Here is a 16,489-nt window from a genome sequence, read left to right as displayed (position 1 = left end):
GACGACCTTTCCACACCCCAGCCACCGATAATCCCGCACATGATCAAGCTGTTTGTAGGCCTGGGAAACCCCGGGCCAGACTACGAGGACACGCGGCACAACGCCGGCTTCTGGTGGATTGATGCCCTGGCGCGCGAACTCAAGACCACGCTGGTGCCCGAGCGCAGTTACCACGGCCTGGTGGCACGCACCACGGTGCACGGCCAGAACGTGTGGCTGCTGGAACCGCAGACCTTCATGAACCTCTCGGGCAAGTCCGTGGCCTCGCTGGCGCGCTTTTTCAAGATCCTGCCCGAGGAAATCCTGGTGGTGCACGACGAACTGGACATCGCACCGGGCCAGGTCAAGCTCAAGCGCGGCGGCAGCCATGCCGGGCACAACGGCCTGCGTGACATTCACGGACAGCTGGGCTCGCCCGACTACTGGCGCCTGCGCATCGGCATCGGCCATCCGGGCGTCAAAAGCGAAGTCGCCAACTGGGTGCTCAAGAAGCCGTCGCAAGACCAGCGCACGCTGATCGAGGACAGCATCGCCCACTCGCTCAAGGCCTACCCCGCTCTGTTGGCGGGGGACATGGAAAAGGCCACGCTGCTCATCCACACCACCAAACCGCCCCGCCCCAAGCCCCCTCGGCCTGTGGAGGACTGAGGGGCCACCAGTCCATCCAGCCGTTGCGCTGTGGATATTGCTATTTATTCAATAGCGCCCAAGGCATGACCTACTAGCGCAAGCGGTCGATTTGGTTCAAATTACGTCGGTGTGGCTGCCTGCAGCCGCTGGAACTTCTGCCACAGGGTTTCGCGGCTTTCCACGTGCTGCGGGTTCACGGGAATGCAGGCCACAGGGCAGACCTGCACACACTGGGGCTCGTCGAAATGCCCTACACATTCCGTGCACTTGTTCGGGTCGATTTCGTAGATCTCCTGCCCCAGGTAGATCGCCTGGTTGGGGCATTCGGGCTCGCACACATCGCAGTTGATGCACTCGTCCGTGATCATCAGCGCCATACAGCCTCCCAGTGCACAGGGCCAAAAACAGGGGCAACGGAGCGAGCGGCGCAGTTCATGCTCCGTATTATCCCGCGCCGGTGGCATGTGCCTTGCGTGCCACACTGCAACCCACCACCGCTGACGGGGACGTTTTTACCGTTATGCTGTGTATACACATTAATTTTGACGCCCCTGCGTCTGACCCACCTGCCAACGCACCCCACCCATGGGCCTGTTTTTTCTCAAGCGGTTTGTCACCCTCCTGGCCACGTTGATTGGCGCCTCCATCGTCGTGTTCCTGGTGCTGGAAATCCTGCCGGGCAATGCCGCGCAGATTCTGATGGGTCCCGATGCCTCTCCCGATGCGGTGGCAGCTCTGGCCACCAAGCTGGGTCTGGACCAGCCCGCCAGCCTGCGCTACTGGCAATGGGTGAGCGGCCTGGTGGTGGGCAACATGGGCGACAGCTACGCCTACAGCTCGCCCGTGCTCGACCTGGTGCTGGAGCGCCTGGCACTTACCGTGCCGTTGGCCCTGATGGCCATGGTGATCACCACGGTGCTGGCATTGGCCGCCGGTGTGTACGCCGCGGCGCGCCACAACAAGCTGGGTGACGTGGGCGTGATGGGCCTGGCGCAGATCGGCATTGCCATCCCCAACTTCTGGTTCGCCATCCTGCTGATCCTGCTGTTCTCGGTGAAGCTGCAGTGGTTCTCGGCCGGCGGCTTTCCGGGCTGGACGGAAGACGCTGGCGGCAGCCCGCTAGAAGCCCTCAAAGCCCTGCTGCTGCCCGCCATTGCGCTGGCTGTGGTGCAGGCTGCCATCCTCGCGCGCATCACCCGCTCGGCCGTGCTGGAGGTGCTGCGTGAAGACTTTGTACGCACGGCCCGCGCCAAAGGTCTCACGCAGCGCGCAGCGCTGTGGGGCCATGTGCTGCGCAACGCCATGATCCCGGTGGTTACCGTGATGGGGCTGCAGTTTGCCAACCTGCTGGCGGGCACCATCGTGGTCGAGAACGTGTTCTATCTGCCCGGCCTCGGGCGCCTGATCTTCCAGTCCATCTCCAACCGCGACCTGATCGTGGTGCGCAATTGCGTGATGCTGCTCGCCGCCATGGTGGTGATCGTGAACTTCGTCGTGGACATCCTCTACGCCGTGATCGACCCCCGCGTGAAGGCTTCCGACATCTGATCCCCATGAGCGCCGCCGTGTCCACCCTCTCCTCTTCCACACCCTCCGCCCCCGGCTGGCTGCACCGCGCGCTGCGCCACCGCAGTTTTGTCATCGGTGCGGTGTTGTCGGCGCTGCTGATCCTTGCTGCGCTGCTCTCCTTTGTCTGGACGCCCTGGTCGCCCTACGAGATGGACCTGGCCAACAAGCTGGCGAGTCCCTCCGGCACCCACTGGCTGGGCACCGATGCCTTTGGCCGCGACGTGGCCTCGCTGCTGCTGGTGGGCGCCCGCAACTCCATCCTGGTGGGCGTGATCGCGGTGGGCATCGGTCTCACCATCGGCACGGCTCTGGGCCTGCTGGCCGCCGCCAAGCGCGGCTGGGTGGAAGAACTGATCATGCGGCTGGCAGACTTCACTTTCGCCTTCCCCGCCATCCTCTCAGCCATCATGATGACGGCGGTGTTTGGTGCAGGCATTGTGAATTCCATCATCGCCATCGGCATCTTCAACATCCCGACGTTTGCACGCGTCACGCGCGCATCGGCCAACGCCGTGTGGTCGCGCGAATACATCCTGGCCTCACGTGCCTGCGGCAAAGGCAGCTGGCGCATCACGCTGGAACACGTGCTGCCCAACATCCTGTCGGTGCTCATCGTGCAGGCCACCATCCAGTTCGCCATCGCCATCCTGGCCGAGGCCGCCCTGTCGTACCTGGGCCTGGGCACCCAGCCGCCCCAGCCCTCCTGGGGCCGCATGCTCAGCGAGGCACAGACCCTGATGTTCCAGGCCCCGCTGCTGGCCGTGTGGCCGGGCGTGGCGATTGCACTGGCCGTGCTGGGGCTGAACCTGCTGGGCGATGGCCTGCGCGACCTCCTAGACCCCCGCCTCTCGCGTAAGCGTTGACCCCGCCAAGAAGCCTCCCAGACCCCACGATGTCTCTGTTAGAAGTCTCCAACCTCCGCATCCGCCTGCAGACGCACCGAGGCCCCGCCGATGCCGTGCGCGGCGTGAGCTTTTCGCTGGCGCGCGGTGAAACCCTGGGCCTGATCGGTGAATCAGGCTGTGGCAAGTCCATCACCGCCATGTCGCTCATGGGCCTGCTGCCCGAGAGCGCGCAGGTCACCGGCAGCATCCGCTTTGACGGCCAAGAGCTGGTGGGCCGCACCGATGCGCAGATGTGCCAGATGCGCGGTAACCGCATTGGCATGGTGTTCCAGGAGCCCATGACGGCCCTCAACCCCGTGCACACCATTGGCCGCCAGGTGGCAGAGCCGCTGCGCCTGCACCGGGGCATGAATGCGGCAGCCGCACGCACCGAAGCCATTGCCCTGCTGGACCGCGTGGGCATCCCCAACGCCGCGCAGCGTTTTGACGCCTACCCGCACCAGTTCTCGGGCGGGCAGCGCCAGCGCATCACCATTGCGATGGCACTGGCCTGCGGGCCCGACCTGCTGATTGCCGACGAGCCCACCACGGCACTGGATGTGACCATCCAGCAGCAGATCCTGGACCTCATCAGCGACCTGGTGGCCGAGCGCAACATGGCGCTGATCCTGATCTCGCACGACCTGGGCGTGATCTCGCAGAACGTGGACCGCATGATGGTGATGTACGGCGGCAGCGTGGTCGAAAGTGGCTCCACCGCCTCGGTCTTCTCGGCCATGGCGCACCCCTACACACGCGGGCTTTTCGCCGCCCGGCCCCACCTGGGTGCCGTGCACGCGCCTGGGCAACGCCCTCGTTTGTCCACCATTCCGGGCACGGTGCCCGAGCTGGTAGACCTGCCCGCAGGCTGCCCCTTTGCGGGGCGCTGCAGCTACACGGTGGATGACTGCCACCACCAACAACCCGAGGCCACGCTCGTGGCCACCGATGCCGACGGCGACCACCTGGTGCGCTGCCTGCGGCGCGAGGCCATTGCCGAGGCGCAGAGTGCGAACGTGGTGAACATCGTCGAGGTGGCTGCATGACCCACGCCAATCACACCACCGTCGCCCCAACCGCCGCGCCGCTGCTCCAAGTGACCGACCTGGTGCGCGAATACACCCTGCCCCGCGAGCACCTGTTCCGCCCGCCGGGCAAGGTGCAAGCCCTCAACGGCGTGAGCTTCTCGATTGCCGCAGGCCGCAGCCTGGGCATCGTCGGTGAATCAGGCTCGGGCAAATCCACCCTGGCACGGCTGGTGATGGCGCTGGATGCGCCCACCTCCGGCACGGTGGAACTGCTGGGCCGCAACCTGCACCAGCTGCCCGCCGAAGAGCTGCGCCAGGCGCGGCGCGACTTCCAGATGGTGTTCCAGGACCCCTACGGATCGCTGGACCCGCGCCAGACCGTGGAACGTATCGTGACCGAGCCGCTGCAGGCGCAGGGCCAGACCACACGCGCCGAGCAACGCGAGCAGGCCGCCCAGGTGCTATCGCAAGTGGGCCTGCGCACCAACGACCTGGGCAAGTACCCACACGAATTTTCTGGCGGCCAGCGCCAGCGCATCGCCATTGCACGTGCCCTCATCACGCGGCCGCGCCTCATCGTGGCCGACGAGCCCGTGAGTGCGCTCGACGTGTCGGTGCAGGCCCAGGTGCTCAACCTGATGCAGGACCTGCAGCAGCAGTTCGGCATCACCTACATGCTCATCAGCCACGACCTCGCGGTGGTCAACCACCTGTGCGACGAGGTGGTGGTGCTGTACCAGGGGCGCATCGTGGAGCGCGGCTCGCCGGGCGAGCTGTTCCGCAACGCGCAGCACCCGTACACACAGTCACTGGTGGGCGCCGTGCCCCAGGTGCAGCCGGGCCGCGCACGGGCGCGCCGTGCGGCAGCCGCTGCTGCTGCAACGGCAAAAACCGCATAACCACATGCAGGTGTGATGGTGTAAAAAGCTTCTTTCCTCCCCGGTAACAAATTGCACCGGGGCTTATGGTCAAGACTTACGCAAAACAAGGCGTGGGCAAACGGCTCGCTCCTAAGCAAGTTAGTTGTTGCATCCTTGTTTGCGAAGTCCCAATGTTTGTTGTCTGGTTTTTTTGTCTGGAGAGTCCGAACATGCTGAACCGCCGTACCGTTCTTGCCACTGGCGCCATCGCCGCTGTGCCCTTGACCACCTCGCTTGGCGCCCTGGCGCAAGGCCGCAAAGATGCGGTGACGCTGGCGATGACGCTGGAGCCCCCAGGCCTCGACCCGACCGCCGGTGCGGCCTCCGCCATCGCCGAGATCGTTCAGTACAACATCTTCGAGACGCTCACCAAGATCAACCCCGACGGCAGCGTGTCGCCCCTGCTGGCCGAAAGCTGGGAGGTCTCGCCCGACCTCAAGACCTACACCTTCAAGCTGCGCCGTGGTGTGAAGTTCCAGAACGGCGAGCCCTTCACCGCTGCGGCCGTCAAGTTCTCGTACGACCGCGCAGGCGGCGAGAAGAGCACCAACAAGGACAAGCGCACCTTTGCCGGCATCACCACCCAGGTGGTGGACGACTACACCGTGGTGCTGCTCAACAAGGAGATCGACCCCGACCTGCTGTTCGTGCTGGGCCAGGCCACCTCCATCATCGTGGAACCCAAGAGCGCCGACACCAACGCCAACAAACCCGTGGGCACCGGCCCCTACCAGCTGCAGGCCTGGAACAAGGGTTCGTCGGTCGTGCTGACCGCGTGGGCCGACTACCGCGATGCCAAGGCCATCAAGATCAAGCGCGCCACCTTCCGCTTCATCTCCGACCCAGCCGCCCAGGTGGCTGCCTTGCTGGCCGGTGACGTGGACGCCTTCCCGCGCGTCACGCCGCGCAGCGTGGCGCAGTTCAAGGCCAACCCCAAGTTCCAGGTGGTGGTCAGTGGCTCGCGCGCCAAGACCATTCTGGCCATCAACAACGGCAAGAAGCCGCTGGACGACGTGCGCGTGCGCCGCGCCATTGCCGCCGCCATTGACCGCAAGGCCGTCATTGAAGGTGCAGGCGACGGCTACGGCGCGCCCATCGGCAGCCACTACGTGCCCGGCGCGTTTGGCTACGTGGACACCACGGGCGTGAACCCCTACGACCCCGAGAAGGCCAAGAAGCTGCTGGCCGAAGCCGGCATCAAGACGCCGCTGGAGCTAACGATGACGCTGCCCCCCACGCCCTACGCGCGCCAGGGTGGCGAGGTGATTGCAGCCCAGCTGGCCAAGGTCGGCATCGCCGCCAAGATCCAGAACGTGGAATGGGCGCAGTGGCTCAGCGGCACCTACGGCAGCAAGAACTATGACCTGACCGTGATCAGCCACGTGGAGCCCTTTGACTTGGGCAACTTTGCCAAGCCTGACTACTACTGGGCCTACAACTCGCCCAAGTTCAACGACCTGTTCAACCAGATCAAGAACGCCGCCCGCCCCGCCGACCGCGCCAAGCTGCTGGGCGATGCGCAGCGCCTGCTGGCCGAGGACTCGGTGCACGCCTTCCTGTACTCCAACCAGTGGATCACGGTGGCCAACAAGAACCTCAAGGGCCTGTGGAAAGACATGCCCGTGTTCGTCAACGACATCTCCGCGCTGTCCTGGTCCTGACCGCCACGCGCCGCAACACAACGCGGCGCGTGCAGGAGCCAATACTCCTAAAACAATAGCTGCCAGCGCTTGATCCACTAGCGCTTGCAGCCTTTTTTTATTGATAAACGCCGCTACGGCGACCCCCACCCCGCCATGACCGAACTGCACGACCTGCCCGCCCACGACCTGATCGCCGCCTACCGCCAGCGCAAGCTGTCACCGGTTGAGGTCACGCAGGCCGTGCTGGCCCACATCGAACGGTGGGAGCCCCACATCCAGGCCACCTACCTGCTGCGCCCCGAGGCCGCCCTGGCGCAAGCCCGAGCCTCCGAGGCCCGCTGGCTGCGCGGCGAGCCCAAGGGCGCGCTCGACGGCGTGCCCAGCACCATCAAGGAAAACATTGCCACCGAAGGCGACCCCACCCCGCTGGGCACGGCCGCCGTCGAGTTGGTGCCCGCTGCCGCAGACGCCCCCCCTGCCGCCCGCATGCGCGAGGCCGGTGCCGTCATCGTCGCCAAGACCACCATGCCCGACTACGGCATGCTGTCCTCGGGCCTGTCCACCTTTCACCCGCTGTCGCGCAACCCCTGGGACGTGAGCAAGGGCCCTGGCGGCTCCAGCGCCGGTGGTGGCGCTGCGGCTGCTGCGGGCTACGGCCCGCTGCACATTGGCACCGACATTGGCGGCTCGCTGCGCCTGCCCGCCAGCTGGTGCGGCATCTTCAGCCTCAAGCCCAGCCTGGGCCGCATCCCGATTGACCCACCCTACACCGGCCGCGCCGCCGGCCCCATGACCCGCACCGTGGCCGACGCCGCGCTGATGATGCAGGTGCTGAGCCAGCCCGACGCACGTGACAGCATGAGCCTGCCCTACCAGGACATCGCGTGGAGCCAGTTCAACAAGGGCGCTGAACGCCTGCGCGGCCTGCGCATCGGCCTGCTGCTGGACGCTGGCTGCGGCCTGCCCGTGGAGCCCGAAGTGAAGGCCGCCGTGGAGCGCGCCGCAAAACTCATGGAAGCCGCCGGCGCCACCATCGTGCCCATGGCACCGTTCATGACCCAGGCCATGCTCGACGGCATGGACCATTTCTGGCGCATGCGGTCCCACATCGACCTGCAGGCCCTGCCTGCGGCGCGGCGCGACAAGGTGCTGCCCTACATCCGCACCTGGGCCGACAGCGCTGCCGGCATGAGCGGCACCGAAGTCTTTAACGCCAGCCACCAGTTTCACCTGACCCGGGTGAACACGGTCAAGGCCTGCAGCGCGTTCGACTACGTGATCTCGCCCGTGGCGCCCAACGTCGCCTTCCAGGCCGAGCTGCCCTCGCCCACCAACGACCCACTACGGCCGCTGGAGCACATCGGGTTTACCGTGCCATTCAACATGTCCGAGCAACCTGCGGCCTCGGTCAACTGCGGCTACACCCGCTCCGGTTTGCCCATCGGCCTGCAGATTGCGGGTGCGCGTTTTGACGACCTGGGCGTGCTGCAGGTCGCGCATGCCTTCGAGCTCATCCGCGAGCCCCAGCGCGCATGGCCACAGCCGCCTGCGGCATAACCCTGCGTCTGTTGTGCGCTGTTATTGGTAACCTTGGGGGATACGCTCTGACGCTGGCACCACCGCTGGAGCCCCCCGCCCTACCAACCACCACCCCACCACCGCATGGACATCATCATCCTGGCGATCCTCATCGCCACCGGCACCTTCATGCTCAACGCCAAAGAGCAGCGCAAACGCATTGCACTGCTGGGCAAACACCTGGCCAACTACCAGATCGAAAAGCTGATGGAGGCGCTGACCGACGGCTACCTGCGCGCCCTGGGTGAAAGCACCGACGAGCGCCGCAGCCAGATCTGGAGCCTGCTGAGCACCACCGAGTCGCAGCTGAGCGAGCAGTTCAGCCGCTTTGCCGCCGACTTTGCCAAGGTGGACGAAGCCCACGCGCGTGTCAGCCGGCTCTCCGTGCCGATACCGTTTGCCGACAAGCTGCTGCCCGCCATGACCTTTGACGTGCGCCGAGCCCTGGCCATCCACGCGCGCGGCATTGCCCATGTGGTGCAGAACACCAGCCACCTGTCACCCAAGGACCGCGCCTACATGATGACGGCCGAGCTGTTTCTGATGCAGCACACCTGCCACTGGTACTGCAAGTCCAAAACCGTGGCCAGCGCCCGCATGCTGGCGCGGCACCAGACGCCGCACGAACAACTCGTGGCCTCGGTGTCCGCCGAAACCCGCAACGCCTACCTGACCTTGATCAACGGCGGCTGAGCCCAGCGACCCAACAATGCCCCATGCCATCCTCCACGCACACCCGCATGACCGACAGCCTGGGCAACCCCATCACGCTGCACGACGCCACCAGCGCAACGGCGCTGAATGAATTTGTAGAAGGCTTCATCGCCTGCGAGGCCCGCGCGGTGAACGTTCTGAACGCGGCGGCCGACACCAGCCCCATCGTCCAGGCCAGCTGCGCGGCGCTGCACATGTTTGCCGAGTCGGCAGACGCCCCGCGCAACGCGCGCCCCTTCATCGACCAGGCCCTGGCCCGTGCCGCAGAAGCCAGCGAGCGTGAACAACGCTTTGTGGCCGCCATCGCCGCCTGGGTGGATGGCGACCTGCCCCGCGCCATTGCGCTGCACGAAGAGCAAGCCTGCCTGCACCCGCGCGATCTCGCCTCCCTCAAGCTCGGCCAATACCATCTGTTCAACCGGGGCGACTCACCCGGCATGCTGCGCCTGGCGCTGCAGGCCCTGCCCGCAGCGGCCGACGTACCGTATCTGCACGGCATGCTCGCCTTCGGCTGGGAGCAATGCCACCGCCTGCCCGAGGCCGAAAGCGCCGCCCGCCACGCCATCAGCCTGTGCCGCAAAGAGCCCTGGGCCCACCACGCACTGGCCCACGTCATGCTGACCCAGGGCCGCATCCGCGAAGGTACCGACTTCATGGCCAGCGTGAGCGACACCTGGACGGGCCTGAACTCCTTCATGGTCACGCACAACTGGTGGCACCAAGCGCTGTTTTTGCTGGAGCAAGACCGCCACGCCGAGGTGCTGGCGCTGTACGACAGCCAAGTGTGGGGCGTGGTCAAGGAATACACGCAAGACCAGATCAACGCCGTGTCCCTGCTCGCCCGGCTGGAGCTGGCGGGCGTGGACGTAGGCGACCGCTGGGCCGACGTGGCCGACCACTTGGCGCCGCGCCTGGCCGACCATGTACTGCCCTTCCTGGACCTGCAATACCTCTACGGCCTGGCCCGCGCCGGGCGCATGGAGGCAGCACTCACGCTGCAAAACAACATCGCAGCCCACGCAGCCTCCCGTACCGAGGCGCATGAGCGCATGGTGTGGCAGCAAGTGTGTGTACCTGCCGCTCAGGGCCTGCTGGGGCATGCGCGGGGCGACTGGGCGACCGCTGTGGAGAAGCTGGGCGTGGCCCTGCCCCGGCTGGTGGAGATTGGCGGGAGCCATGCGCAGCGCGATCTGTTCCACCAGATCTGGCTGGATGCCCTGCAGCGCAACGGACAGTGGGCGGCGGTGCAGAACGTGTTGCAGCCGATGGTGAATGGGCAGCCGGAGTCGGTGAGGCTGGCGCGGCAAATGAAGGCAACAGACGAACAACTGGGGCTACCTGATACGTACAAAAAGCCTCCCTCGCCGATCACCAAGTTGCGTCTGAGACTAATGCACGAGGACGCCCTACAGAGACTGATTGACGCTGACTTACTCTACGCGGCCTCAGATGAAGTAGATCGATCTGACTCTTACTACCTGCTGCGCTTACTAAGCCTAGAGCTTTTGCTCAAAGTAGTTTTTGAACGAACGCTCAATGAAAATGCGCATGGACACAAGTATGAGAAGCTGTTCAAACGTTTGCCGAAAGAGATACAAGTTCGCCTACTCTCCCTGGCAGGAGAGCGAATTGGGCCATCTGGTTTAACCAACAACCATCAGAGCGTTTTCAAGGAATGGGGACAGAACTTTGTGGCCCTCCGATATCCATGGGAGCGGTACGAAGGGCTGTCGGAAGAACAATACGTGCAGCGGGGAGAAGAGTGGCTTGCCAAGGGCGCGCCCCTCGCACAAGCCACCATGAGATATCACCCCGAAGAACTCTTTGGGATGCTTTACGCGCTGCGAACCGTAGCAGAGGAGTTGAGCACTTCGTGATTTTCGATGAGCACACCGCCGAATCTAATTCGCGCTAGCTAGCCTCACCGCACCACCAGTTTCGTCTGGTCATACACGGGCTGCTCCGGCAAATCCGCCAGGTGCCGCACGTCGGCCCAGTCCAGCACCTCCACCACCTCGCCGCTCACCCGCACGCGGTTGAGCCCTGCGTTGGGGATGTCGCTCTGGCGGGGGCCGTCCAGCCCCGTGCCACGTGCCGTGCGCCAGATCATGTCGAGCACGCCGCCGTGGGTGACCACCATAACGGTCTGGCCGCTGTGTTGCTGGGCGATGCGGTAGACGGCGTCCATCACGCGGGTGTGGAACTGGCGGGTGGTCTCGCCGCCGGGCATGCCGTAGTCGGCTTCAAAGCGCAGCCACTGGTTCCATGCGTCGGCGTGCTCCAACTTGACGTCATCCACGCGCTTGCCGTCCACAACGCCAAAGTTTTGCTCGCGCAGGGCGCTGTCGGTGAGGGTGTCGATGCGGGCCTCAGGGAACAGCACCTGCAGGCTGGGCGTGGCGGTCTGCTGGGTGCGGATGAGGTCGCTGCAGATGAGGTGGTGCACCACGGGGCGCTCTGCGGCCAGGCGCTCGGCCAGGCGGCGGGCCTGTTCGTGGCCAGTGGCGTTGAGGGGCACGTCCACGTGGCCCTGGAAGCGCAGTTCGCGGTTCCAGTCGGTCTCGCCGTGGCGAATCAGGATGAGTTCGGTCATGCATGCCATTATCGAATGTACACACAGCATTGCAAGCTCTTTTGCCCGCAAGCGCTTATGCAATAAGCGCTGATAGCTATGTTTTTTATAACAACCGCCTGCGCACCACCTACCGAGCGGCGCGTCACCGCATGGGCACGACCAGCACCTTGCGGCGCGGCTGGCAGCCGGGGCCTTCGTAGGCGGCGCTGTCCTGCTCCCAGCCCGGGCCGGGCGAGGTTTGCGCGCACACACGCTGACCGTCGACTAGGCTGCGCCAGTAGTACCAGGGCGCGGGGGCGGCCTGCAGCAGCAGTGGGGCCAGCAAGACGAGCAGTGCGAACAGCGCGCACAGCACGCACGAAAGGCGGGGGGCGAAAGGCATGGGCAAGCAAAGCATCCAGCGTGTCCTACCCATGCTACGCAGCCTGCGGCGGTTTGATGCCCGGAAAAGCGGCAGGTTCGTCAGTCAGGGCTTGTCCGCCGTGACGATCCAGCCTTCGAGCGGGTCGAGCCCTGACGGTAGGCCATAGAGCGCATCTCCCTCGGCATGGCGCTGCTGGGCCCAGGCGGCCTGCAGCAGGCACAGCACGGCGTCCAGGCTGTCGCCGCTGGCGTCCTGCACCAGCGCATCGCGCTGGGCGTGGCTGAGCTTGAGGCGCAGGCCCAGGCGGGTCTGGCCCAGCTCCAGCGCGTTGACCAGGTCTTTGCGGGCGATGAGGCGGTCGGGCGTTTGCTTGGCGCGGTCGTCGCTTTTGTAGCTGCGGCGCTGCAGCACCTCGCGCGCCAGCAGGCCGGGGTAGGCCTCCAGCGCCACCCGGCGGGGGTCGCCTGCGTGTAGGCCCGGCAGGTGCACGCCCGCGTCCAGCAGCAGCGGCAGGCCCGCGTGCAGCATGTAGGCCACGGGCGGGTTCACCCATTTCATCGACGGGCTGGAGCCTGCGGGCCCGTCGGTGGCGCGGTGGGCAAACTTGCCGCCCACCGGGCGCGCATCGCAGAACGCTGCAAACTGCGCGCGGATCTGCTCGCGGCTAAGGTGGCGATAGTGCTGCATGCAGGCGTACCAACTGGTGGGCCAGCCCAGCGCCTGCACCAGCTCGCGCGGCAGGCCAAAGGGCAGATCAAAACCGCCCACCCAGTCGCCGGGCTGCGCCAGCCATTGGCCGAATGCGGCCAGGGTGTCGAACGGCTGCAGCGCGCTGAGCACCACGCGCGCACCCTGGCGCTGGCCCAGCGCCAGCACGATGGGTTTGCGCCGCGTGGGGCTGCTGGAGAAGTCGCAGCCCAGCAGCTGGATTGGAAGTTGTTGGGGTGCCACGGCGGTCATCCCAATGCCAGGGCCGTGACGCCCGCCGCAATGCACAGCGCGCCACAGATGCGCGCCACACGGTCACCCTCGCCCAGCAGGTGCCCGCCAATCAGCGCCGCAAACAGCATGGACACCTCGCGCGCGGGGGCCACGTGCGACAGGGGCGCCTGCTGCATGGCGTAGAGCACCAGCACATAGGCCACGGGGCTCACCACCGCCACGGCCAGAGCAAAACGCCACTGGGCCAGCCACAGCGTGCGGGCCGTGGGCAGGTCGCGCAGCACCACGGGCGCCAGCAGACCCACGCGCACAAAGTTGCCCATGTAGTCCACCAAGATGGGCGACATGAGCAGGAACTTGACCGCGTAGCCATCAACCACCGTGTAGCTGGCAATGAAAGCCCCCGTCAGAACCCCGTAGGCCATCCCCTTGTGCACCCGTGCCCGTGCGGCAGGGTCATGCGCGGCGCGCAGCAGGCCCGGGCCGCCCGCGATCAAAAAGACGCCACCGACCACGCCCACAATGCCCAGGGCGCCCAGCGCCGAGATCTGCTCACCCAGCAGCGTGATGGCCACCAGCGACGACAACAGCGGCCCCGAGCCCCGCGCCAGCGGATAGACCACGGTAAGGTCCGCCACGCGGTAGCCGCGCAGCAGGATGACGAAGTACGCCACATGCAGCAGCCCGCTGGCGGCCACAAAGCCCCATTCCACCGCCCCCCAATGCGGCACCGCGTCGCGCCCCAGGTACCAGCCCAGCGGCGCCCAGACCACCATCATGATCACCGAGGTGAAGAACGCAAACCGCGAGTCACCCCCGGCCTTCTTGGCCACGATGTTCCAGCACGCGTGGATGAGGCCGGCGAGGATGATGAGGGCGAAGGCGGTGAAGGTCACAGGTCAGAAAGAGAGAGGGCTTGAATGCAAAAAGCCGCAGCGCGATGGCGGCTGCGGCTTGGATTGAAGGGCTAGGTACCGCTCACGGCATCTGCAACTGGCGCGGCCCAAGCTGGGGGCCACCGTGCAAGGGCCGCCCCGCCGCACTGGTGGCGTCCCCCTGCCCGCACCGCGAAGTGGTGCGAGAGCGGGGGGAAGGCGCGCAGCGCCTCAGGGGGGTGATCTCTATGCTCTTCCGATGATGGAGGCCGTGGCCATCAACTCTTCGAGCAGCGCAAACGACACCTTGCCCGACACGGAGTACGGGTCCAGCTCAGGCTTCTCGGAGTATTTCAGCAGGATGGAGTGGTTGATCTTGGACAGGTTGACCTGGCCCATGGTCCAGCCGCCAAAACGGCGCTCGGCGATCTCTTCGTAGTGCAACAGCACCACGTCCTTGTGGCGCGAGTCCTTCTGGATGTGGCCATACAGCTCGCTCACCGCAGAGCGGCCGCCCTCGATGGCTTGCAGGAACACGCCACCGCCATAGCACAGCACGCCGGTGATGCCGGAGCCCGGGTTGTGCTGGCGCGACTGCGTCAGGATGGCTTCGATGGCGGCGGGCGAGGTATCGACCGCGCGACTGGCGTAAAGCAGGCGTACCAGCATGGTCAGTTCTTTCCAGGAATGAGGGACAAAAATTCACGGCGCAGGGCGCTGTCCTTGAGGAACACGCCACGCATGACCGAGTTGATCATGCGGCTGTCGTTGTCGCGCACGCCGCGCCAGGACATGCAGAAGTGGCTGGCTTCCATGACGATGGCGAGGCCGTCGGGCTGGGTCTTTTCCATGATCAGGTCGGCCAGCTGCACCACGGCTTCTTCCTGGATCTGGGGGCGGCCCATGATCCAGTCCACCAGGCGCGCGTATTTGGACAGGCCGATCACGTTGGTGTGCTCGTTGGGCATCACGCCGATCCAGATCTTGCCGATCACGGGGCAGAAGTGGTGGCTGCAGGCGCTGCGCACGGTGAGCGGGCCCACGATCATCAGCTCGTTGAGGTGCTCGGCGTTCGGGAATTCGGTGATGGGCGGCTGCGCTACGTAGCGGCCCTTGAACACCTCGTTGAGGTACATCTTGGCCACGCGGCGCGCGGTGTTGTTGGTGTTGTGGTCGCCTTCGGTGTTGATCACCAGGCTGTCGAGCACGCCCTGCATCTTGACCTCAACCTCGTCGAGCAGCTTCTCCAGCTCGCCGGGCTCGATGAATTCGGCAATGTTGTCGTTGGCGTGAAAGCGCTTGCGCGCGGCGGCAAGGCGTTCTCGGATCTTGACGGAAACGGGCGTGCCTTCGTCCGGTGGGATGGGCGTCATATCGGCGGCAGGTTGGCTGGACATGGGTGGCATCGTACCAGCGAACACAGTTTGATCGATTACAAGGGTTTTAGGCAGCAAGCGCTAGTGCAATATGCCTGAGCAGCTATCAATAAAGTAGCAAGCTCGATAAAACTCTCTCAATACCGCTTGCCCGTCACCCACAGCGCCAGGCGCATGAGACCAAACGCCACGCGGTCCAGCACCCGCTGGCGCAGCGGGCGGCCGGCATAGCGTGCAGGGTCCATGCGGCGGCCCGCGTGCTGCATGGCGTGCACCAGGCGCTGGCGCAGGTCGATGGCAAAAGCAGCGTCTTCCACCACCACATTGGCCTCGCGCGCCAGCAGCAGCGAGAGCGGGTCAAGGTTGGACGAGCCCACCGTGGCCCAGGGCCGGTCACCCTGCGCATCGATGACGGCCACCTTGGCGTGCAAAAAGCTGGGGGCGTACTCGTAGATCTCGACCCCGGCCTCCAGCAGCGCGCCATACACCGGGCGGGCTGCGTGGTACTGCATGAAGTATTCGTACCGCCCCTGCAGCAGCAGCCGCACGCGAACGCCCCGGCGCGCGGCCATCACCAGCGCGCGGCGCAGCTTGCCGCCGGGCATGAAGTAGGCGTTGGCGATGATGACCTCGTGCCGCGCCGCGCCGATGGCCTTGCGGTACGCCTTCTCGATCTGGCTGCGGTTGCGCACGTTGTCGCGCAGCACCAGGGTGGCGCGCACGGGGGGGCCGGCATCGGGGTCGCCACCCTGCTCCGCGTGCCGTGCGGCGCTGGCCGCGCGCAGGGCCCGCAGGGCCTCCGGCAGACGGCGCTGGCGCGCGTCGCGCACGGCCTGCATGCGCCACCAGAGCTGGTCCATGGTGTCGCTGGCCGAGGCCACCAGGCTGCCGGTGGCCCGCACCGCAAAGTCAAAGCGGGGCGCATCCAGCGTGCCGTGATTAGGGTCGTGAAAGTCATCCAGCACGTTGATGCCGCCGCAGAACAGCACCCGCCCATCCACCACGCACAGCTTGCGGTGCAGGCGCCGCCAGCGGTGCGGCAGCAGCAGCCCCAGTGGCCCCAGCGGCGAATACACGCTGCACAGCACACCGGCGGCCTGCAACTGCTCGGCCCAGGCCTTGGGCAGGGCCCCGGTGCCCACGCCATCGACCACGAGATGGGTGCGCACGCCGCGCGCTGCAGCGCGCATCAGTGCCTGGGCCACCGAGGCTCCGGCGCCGGTGAAGTCAAAGATATAGGTCTCGAACTGGATGTCCGCCATGGCGGCATCCATGGCCTCAATCAGCGCCGGGAAGAACTCCTCAGCACCTTGCAGCAGACGGACCTGGTGGTCGTCGGCGGGCCCGGTGCCTGGGGCCTGCGCAAAGGGCTTGCGCCTCATCCGGTCACC

At 65.9% G+C, this 16,489-nt stretch carries 16 protein-coding genes and 1 pseudogene; 9 read left to right on the top strand and 8 right to left on the bottom strand.

Translation table 11 applies throughout. The features are described from left to right. Positions 1 to 39 precede the first annotated feature (39 nt). Entirely contained in the window at positions 40 to 648 is a 609-nt protein-coding gene (gene pth / locus ACODSU_RS05940) for an aminoacyl-tRNA hydrolase (protein ID WP_488840806.1), read from the top strand. A gap of 101 nt (positions 649 to 749) precedes the next feature. Here pth and ACODSU_RS05935 read toward each other — a convergent pair whose 3' ends face one another. Further along, complete coding sequence (locus tag ACODSU_RS05935) at positions 750 to 1,007, bottom strand: YfhL family 4Fe-4S dicluster ferredoxin (RefSeq protein ID WP_056747312.1); 258 nt, start codon at positions 1,005 to 1,007, stop codon at positions 750 to 752. A gap of 208 nt (positions 1,008 to 1,215) precedes the next feature. Here ACODSU_RS05935 and ACODSU_RS05930 point away from each other — a divergent pair, with 208 nt between their 5' ends. From ACODSU_RS05930 to ACODSU_RS05895, 8 genes and pseudogenes are all read left to right on the top strand, one after another. Then, positions 1,216 to 2,178 carry an ABC transporter permease gene (locus ACODSU_RS05930; protein WP_056060468.1) on the top strand — a complete coding sequence of 321 codons (963 nt, stop codon included), beginning with the start codon at positions 1,216 to 1,218 and terminating at the stop codon, positions 2,176 to 2,178. Between the two features lie 5 nt (positions 2,179 to 2,183). Next, positions 2,184 to 3,062 (top strand): ABC transporter permease, encoded by an 879-nt coding sequence (locus tag ACODSU_RS05925; protein WP_209817534.1) that lies wholly within the window; start codon positions 2,184 to 2,186, stop codon positions 3,060 to 3,062. Positions 3,063 to 3,091: 29 nt separating this feature from the next. Next, a complete protein-coding gene (locus tag ACODSU_RS05920; protein ID WP_488840803.1) occupies positions 3,092 to 4,129 on the top strand; it encodes an ABC transporter ATP-binding protein in 1,038 nt (345 codons plus the stop codon). Further along, entirely contained in the window at positions 4,126 to 5,010 is an 885-nt protein-coding gene (locus ACODSU_RS05915) for an ATP-binding cassette domain-containing protein (RefSeq protein WP_488840802.1), read from the top strand. The genes ACODSU_RS05920 and ACODSU_RS05915 overlap by 4 nt, the downstream gene beginning before the upstream one ends. A 191-nt stretch (positions 5,011 to 5,201) precedes the next feature. Then, on the top strand, positions 5,202 to 6,692 hold the full coding sequence (locus ACODSU_RS05910) for an ABC transporter substrate-binding protein (RefSeq protein WP_488840800.1): 1,491 nt from the start codon (positions 5,202 to 5,204) through the stop codon (positions 6,690 to 6,692). Positions 6,693 to 6,827: 135 nt separating this feature from the next. Next, positions 6,828 to 8,231: an amidase gene (locus ACODSU_RS05905; RefSeq protein WP_488840798.1), complete on the top strand. Its 1,404-nt coding sequence runs from the start codon at positions 6,828 to 6,830 to the stop codon at positions 8,229 to 8,231. Between the two features lie 105 nt (positions 8,232 to 8,336). Further along, positions 8,337 to 8,945, top strand: coding sequence for a hypothetical protein (locus ACODSU_RS05900; RefSeq protein WP_015012762.1), 609 nt, complete (start codon positions 8,337 to 8,339; stop codon positions 8,943 to 8,945). Between the two features lie 23 nt (positions 8,946 to 8,968). Then, positions 8,969 to 10,306 (top strand): annotated as a pseudogene (locus ACODSU_RS05895) (tetratricopeptide repeat protein); the annotation flags it as partial. 581 nt (positions 10,307 to 10,887) lie between these two features. On the opposite strand, the gene ACODSU_RS05890 reads toward ACODSU_RS05895, so the two are convergent. From ACODSU_RS05890 to clsB, 7 genes are all read right to left on the bottom strand, one after another. Continuing rightward, the gene (locus ACODSU_RS05890) at positions 10,888 to 11,559 is read right to left on the bottom strand and encodes a histidine phosphatase family protein (protein WP_488840796.1); all 672 of its coding nucleotides are present in this window, start codon (positions 11,557 to 11,559) and stop codon (positions 10,888 to 10,890) included. A gap of 124 nt (positions 11,560 to 11,683) precedes the next feature. Then, the gene (locus ACODSU_RS05885) at positions 11,684 to 11,923 is read right to left on the bottom strand and encodes a hypothetical protein (RefSeq protein WP_488840794.1); all 240 of its coding nucleotides are present in this window, start codon (positions 11,921 to 11,923) and stop codon (positions 11,684 to 11,686) included. A gap of 84 nt (positions 11,924 to 12,007) precedes the next feature. Then, a complete protein-coding gene (locus tag ACODSU_RS05880) occupies positions 12,008 to 12,865 on the bottom strand; it encodes a DUF429 domain-containing protein (protein ID WP_488840792.1) in 858 nt (285 codons plus the stop codon). Continuing rightward, positions 12,862 to 13,743, bottom strand: a complete 882-nt coding sequence (locus ACODSU_RS05875; RefSeq protein ID WP_488840790.1) for an EamA family transporter — start codon at positions 13,741 to 13,743, stop codon at positions 12,862 to 12,864. Before ACODSU_RS05875 ends, ACODSU_RS05880 begins: the two co-directional genes overlap by 4 nt. 225 nt (positions 13,744 to 13,968) lie before the next feature. Next, positions 13,969 to 14,391, bottom strand: coding sequence for a BLUF domain-containing protein (locus tag ACODSU_RS05870; protein WP_060986749.1), 423 nt, complete (start codon positions 14,389 to 14,391; stop codon positions 13,969 to 13,971). A 2-nt stretch (positions 14,392 to 14,393) separates the two neighbouring features. Further along, the gene (gene folE, locus ACODSU_RS05865; RefSeq protein WP_309826342.1) at positions 14,394 to 15,119 is read right to left on the bottom strand and encodes a GTP cyclohydrolase I; all 726 of its coding nucleotides are present in this window, start codon (positions 15,117 to 15,119) and stop codon (positions 14,394 to 14,396) included. 116 nt (positions 15,120 to 15,235) lie between these two features. Further along, positions 15,236 to 16,480: a cardiolipin synthase ClsB gene (clsB, locus tag ACODSU_RS05860; RefSeq protein ID WP_488840787.1), complete on the bottom strand. Its 1,245-nt coding sequence runs from the start codon at positions 16,478 to 16,480 to the stop codon at positions 15,236 to 15,238. Positions 16,481 to 16,489 lie beyond the last annotated feature (9 nt).

It is taken from the genome of Acidovorax sp. FG48, assembly GCF_057809085.1.
Note: the sequence above shows the minus strand (reverse complement) of the source record. Positions and strands in the feature narration are given on the sequence as shown.

Bases quoted from the DNA above. Each gene is read 5' to 3' on its own strand.
- ACODSU_RS05935 (WP_056747312.1), bottom strand. From the start codon at position 1,007: ATGGCGCTGATGATCACGGACGAGTGCATCAACTGCGATGTGTGCGAG.
- ACODSU_RS05915 (WP_488840802.1), top strand. From the start codon at position 4,126: ATGACCCACGCCAATCACACCACCGTCGCCCCAACCGCCGCGCCGCTG.
- folE (WP_309826342.1), bottom strand. From the start codon at position 15,119: ATGTCCAGCCAACCTGCCGCCGATATGACGCCCATCCCACCGGACGAA.
- ACODSU_RS05920 (WP_488840803.1), top strand. From the start codon at position 3,092: ATGTCTCTGTTAGAAGTCTCCAACCTCCGCATCCGCCTGCAGACGCAC.
- ACODSU_RS05925 (WP_209817534.1), top strand. From the start codon at position 2,184: ATGAGCGCCGCCGTGTCCACCCTCTCCTCTTCCACACCCTCCGCCCCC.
- pth (WP_488840806.1), top strand. From the start codon at position 40: ATGATCAAGCTGTTTGTAGGCCTGGGAAACCCCGGGCCAGACTACGAG.
- ACODSU_RS05900 (WP_015012762.1), top strand. From the start codon at position 8,337: ATGGACATCATCATCCTGGCGATCCTCATCGCCACCGGCACCTTCATG.
- ACODSU_RS05905 (WP_488840798.1), top strand. From the start codon at position 6,828: ATGACCGAACTGCACGACCTGCCCGCCCACGACCTGATCGCCGCCTAC.
- clsB (WP_488840787.1), bottom strand. From the start codon at position 16,480: ATGAGGCGCAAGCCCTTTGCGCAGGCCCCAGGCACCGGGCCCGCCGAC.
- ACODSU_RS05885 (WP_488840794.1), bottom strand. From the start codon at position 11,923: ATGCCTTTCGCCCCCCGCCTTTCGTGCGTGCTGTGCGCGCTGTTCGCA.
- ACODSU_RS05880 (WP_488840792.1), bottom strand. From the start codon at position 12,865: ATGACCGCCGTGGCACCCCAACAACTTCCAATCCAGCTGCTGGGCTGC.
- ACODSU_RS05890 (WP_488840796.1), bottom strand. From the start codon at position 11,559: ATGACCGAACTCATCCTGATTCGCCACGGCGAGACCGACTGGAACCGC.
- ACODSU_RS05930 (WP_056060468.1), top strand. From the start codon at position 1,216: ATGGGCCTGTTTTTTCTCAAGCGGTTTGTCACCCTCCTGGCCACGTTG.
- ACODSU_RS05910 (WP_488840800.1), top strand. From the start codon at position 5,202: ATGCTGAACCGCCGTACCGTTCTTGCCACTGGCGCCATCGCCGCTGTG.
- ACODSU_RS05870 (WP_060986749.1), bottom strand. From the start codon at position 14,391: ATGCTGGTACGCCTGCTTTACGCCAGTCGCGCGGTCGATACCTCGCCC.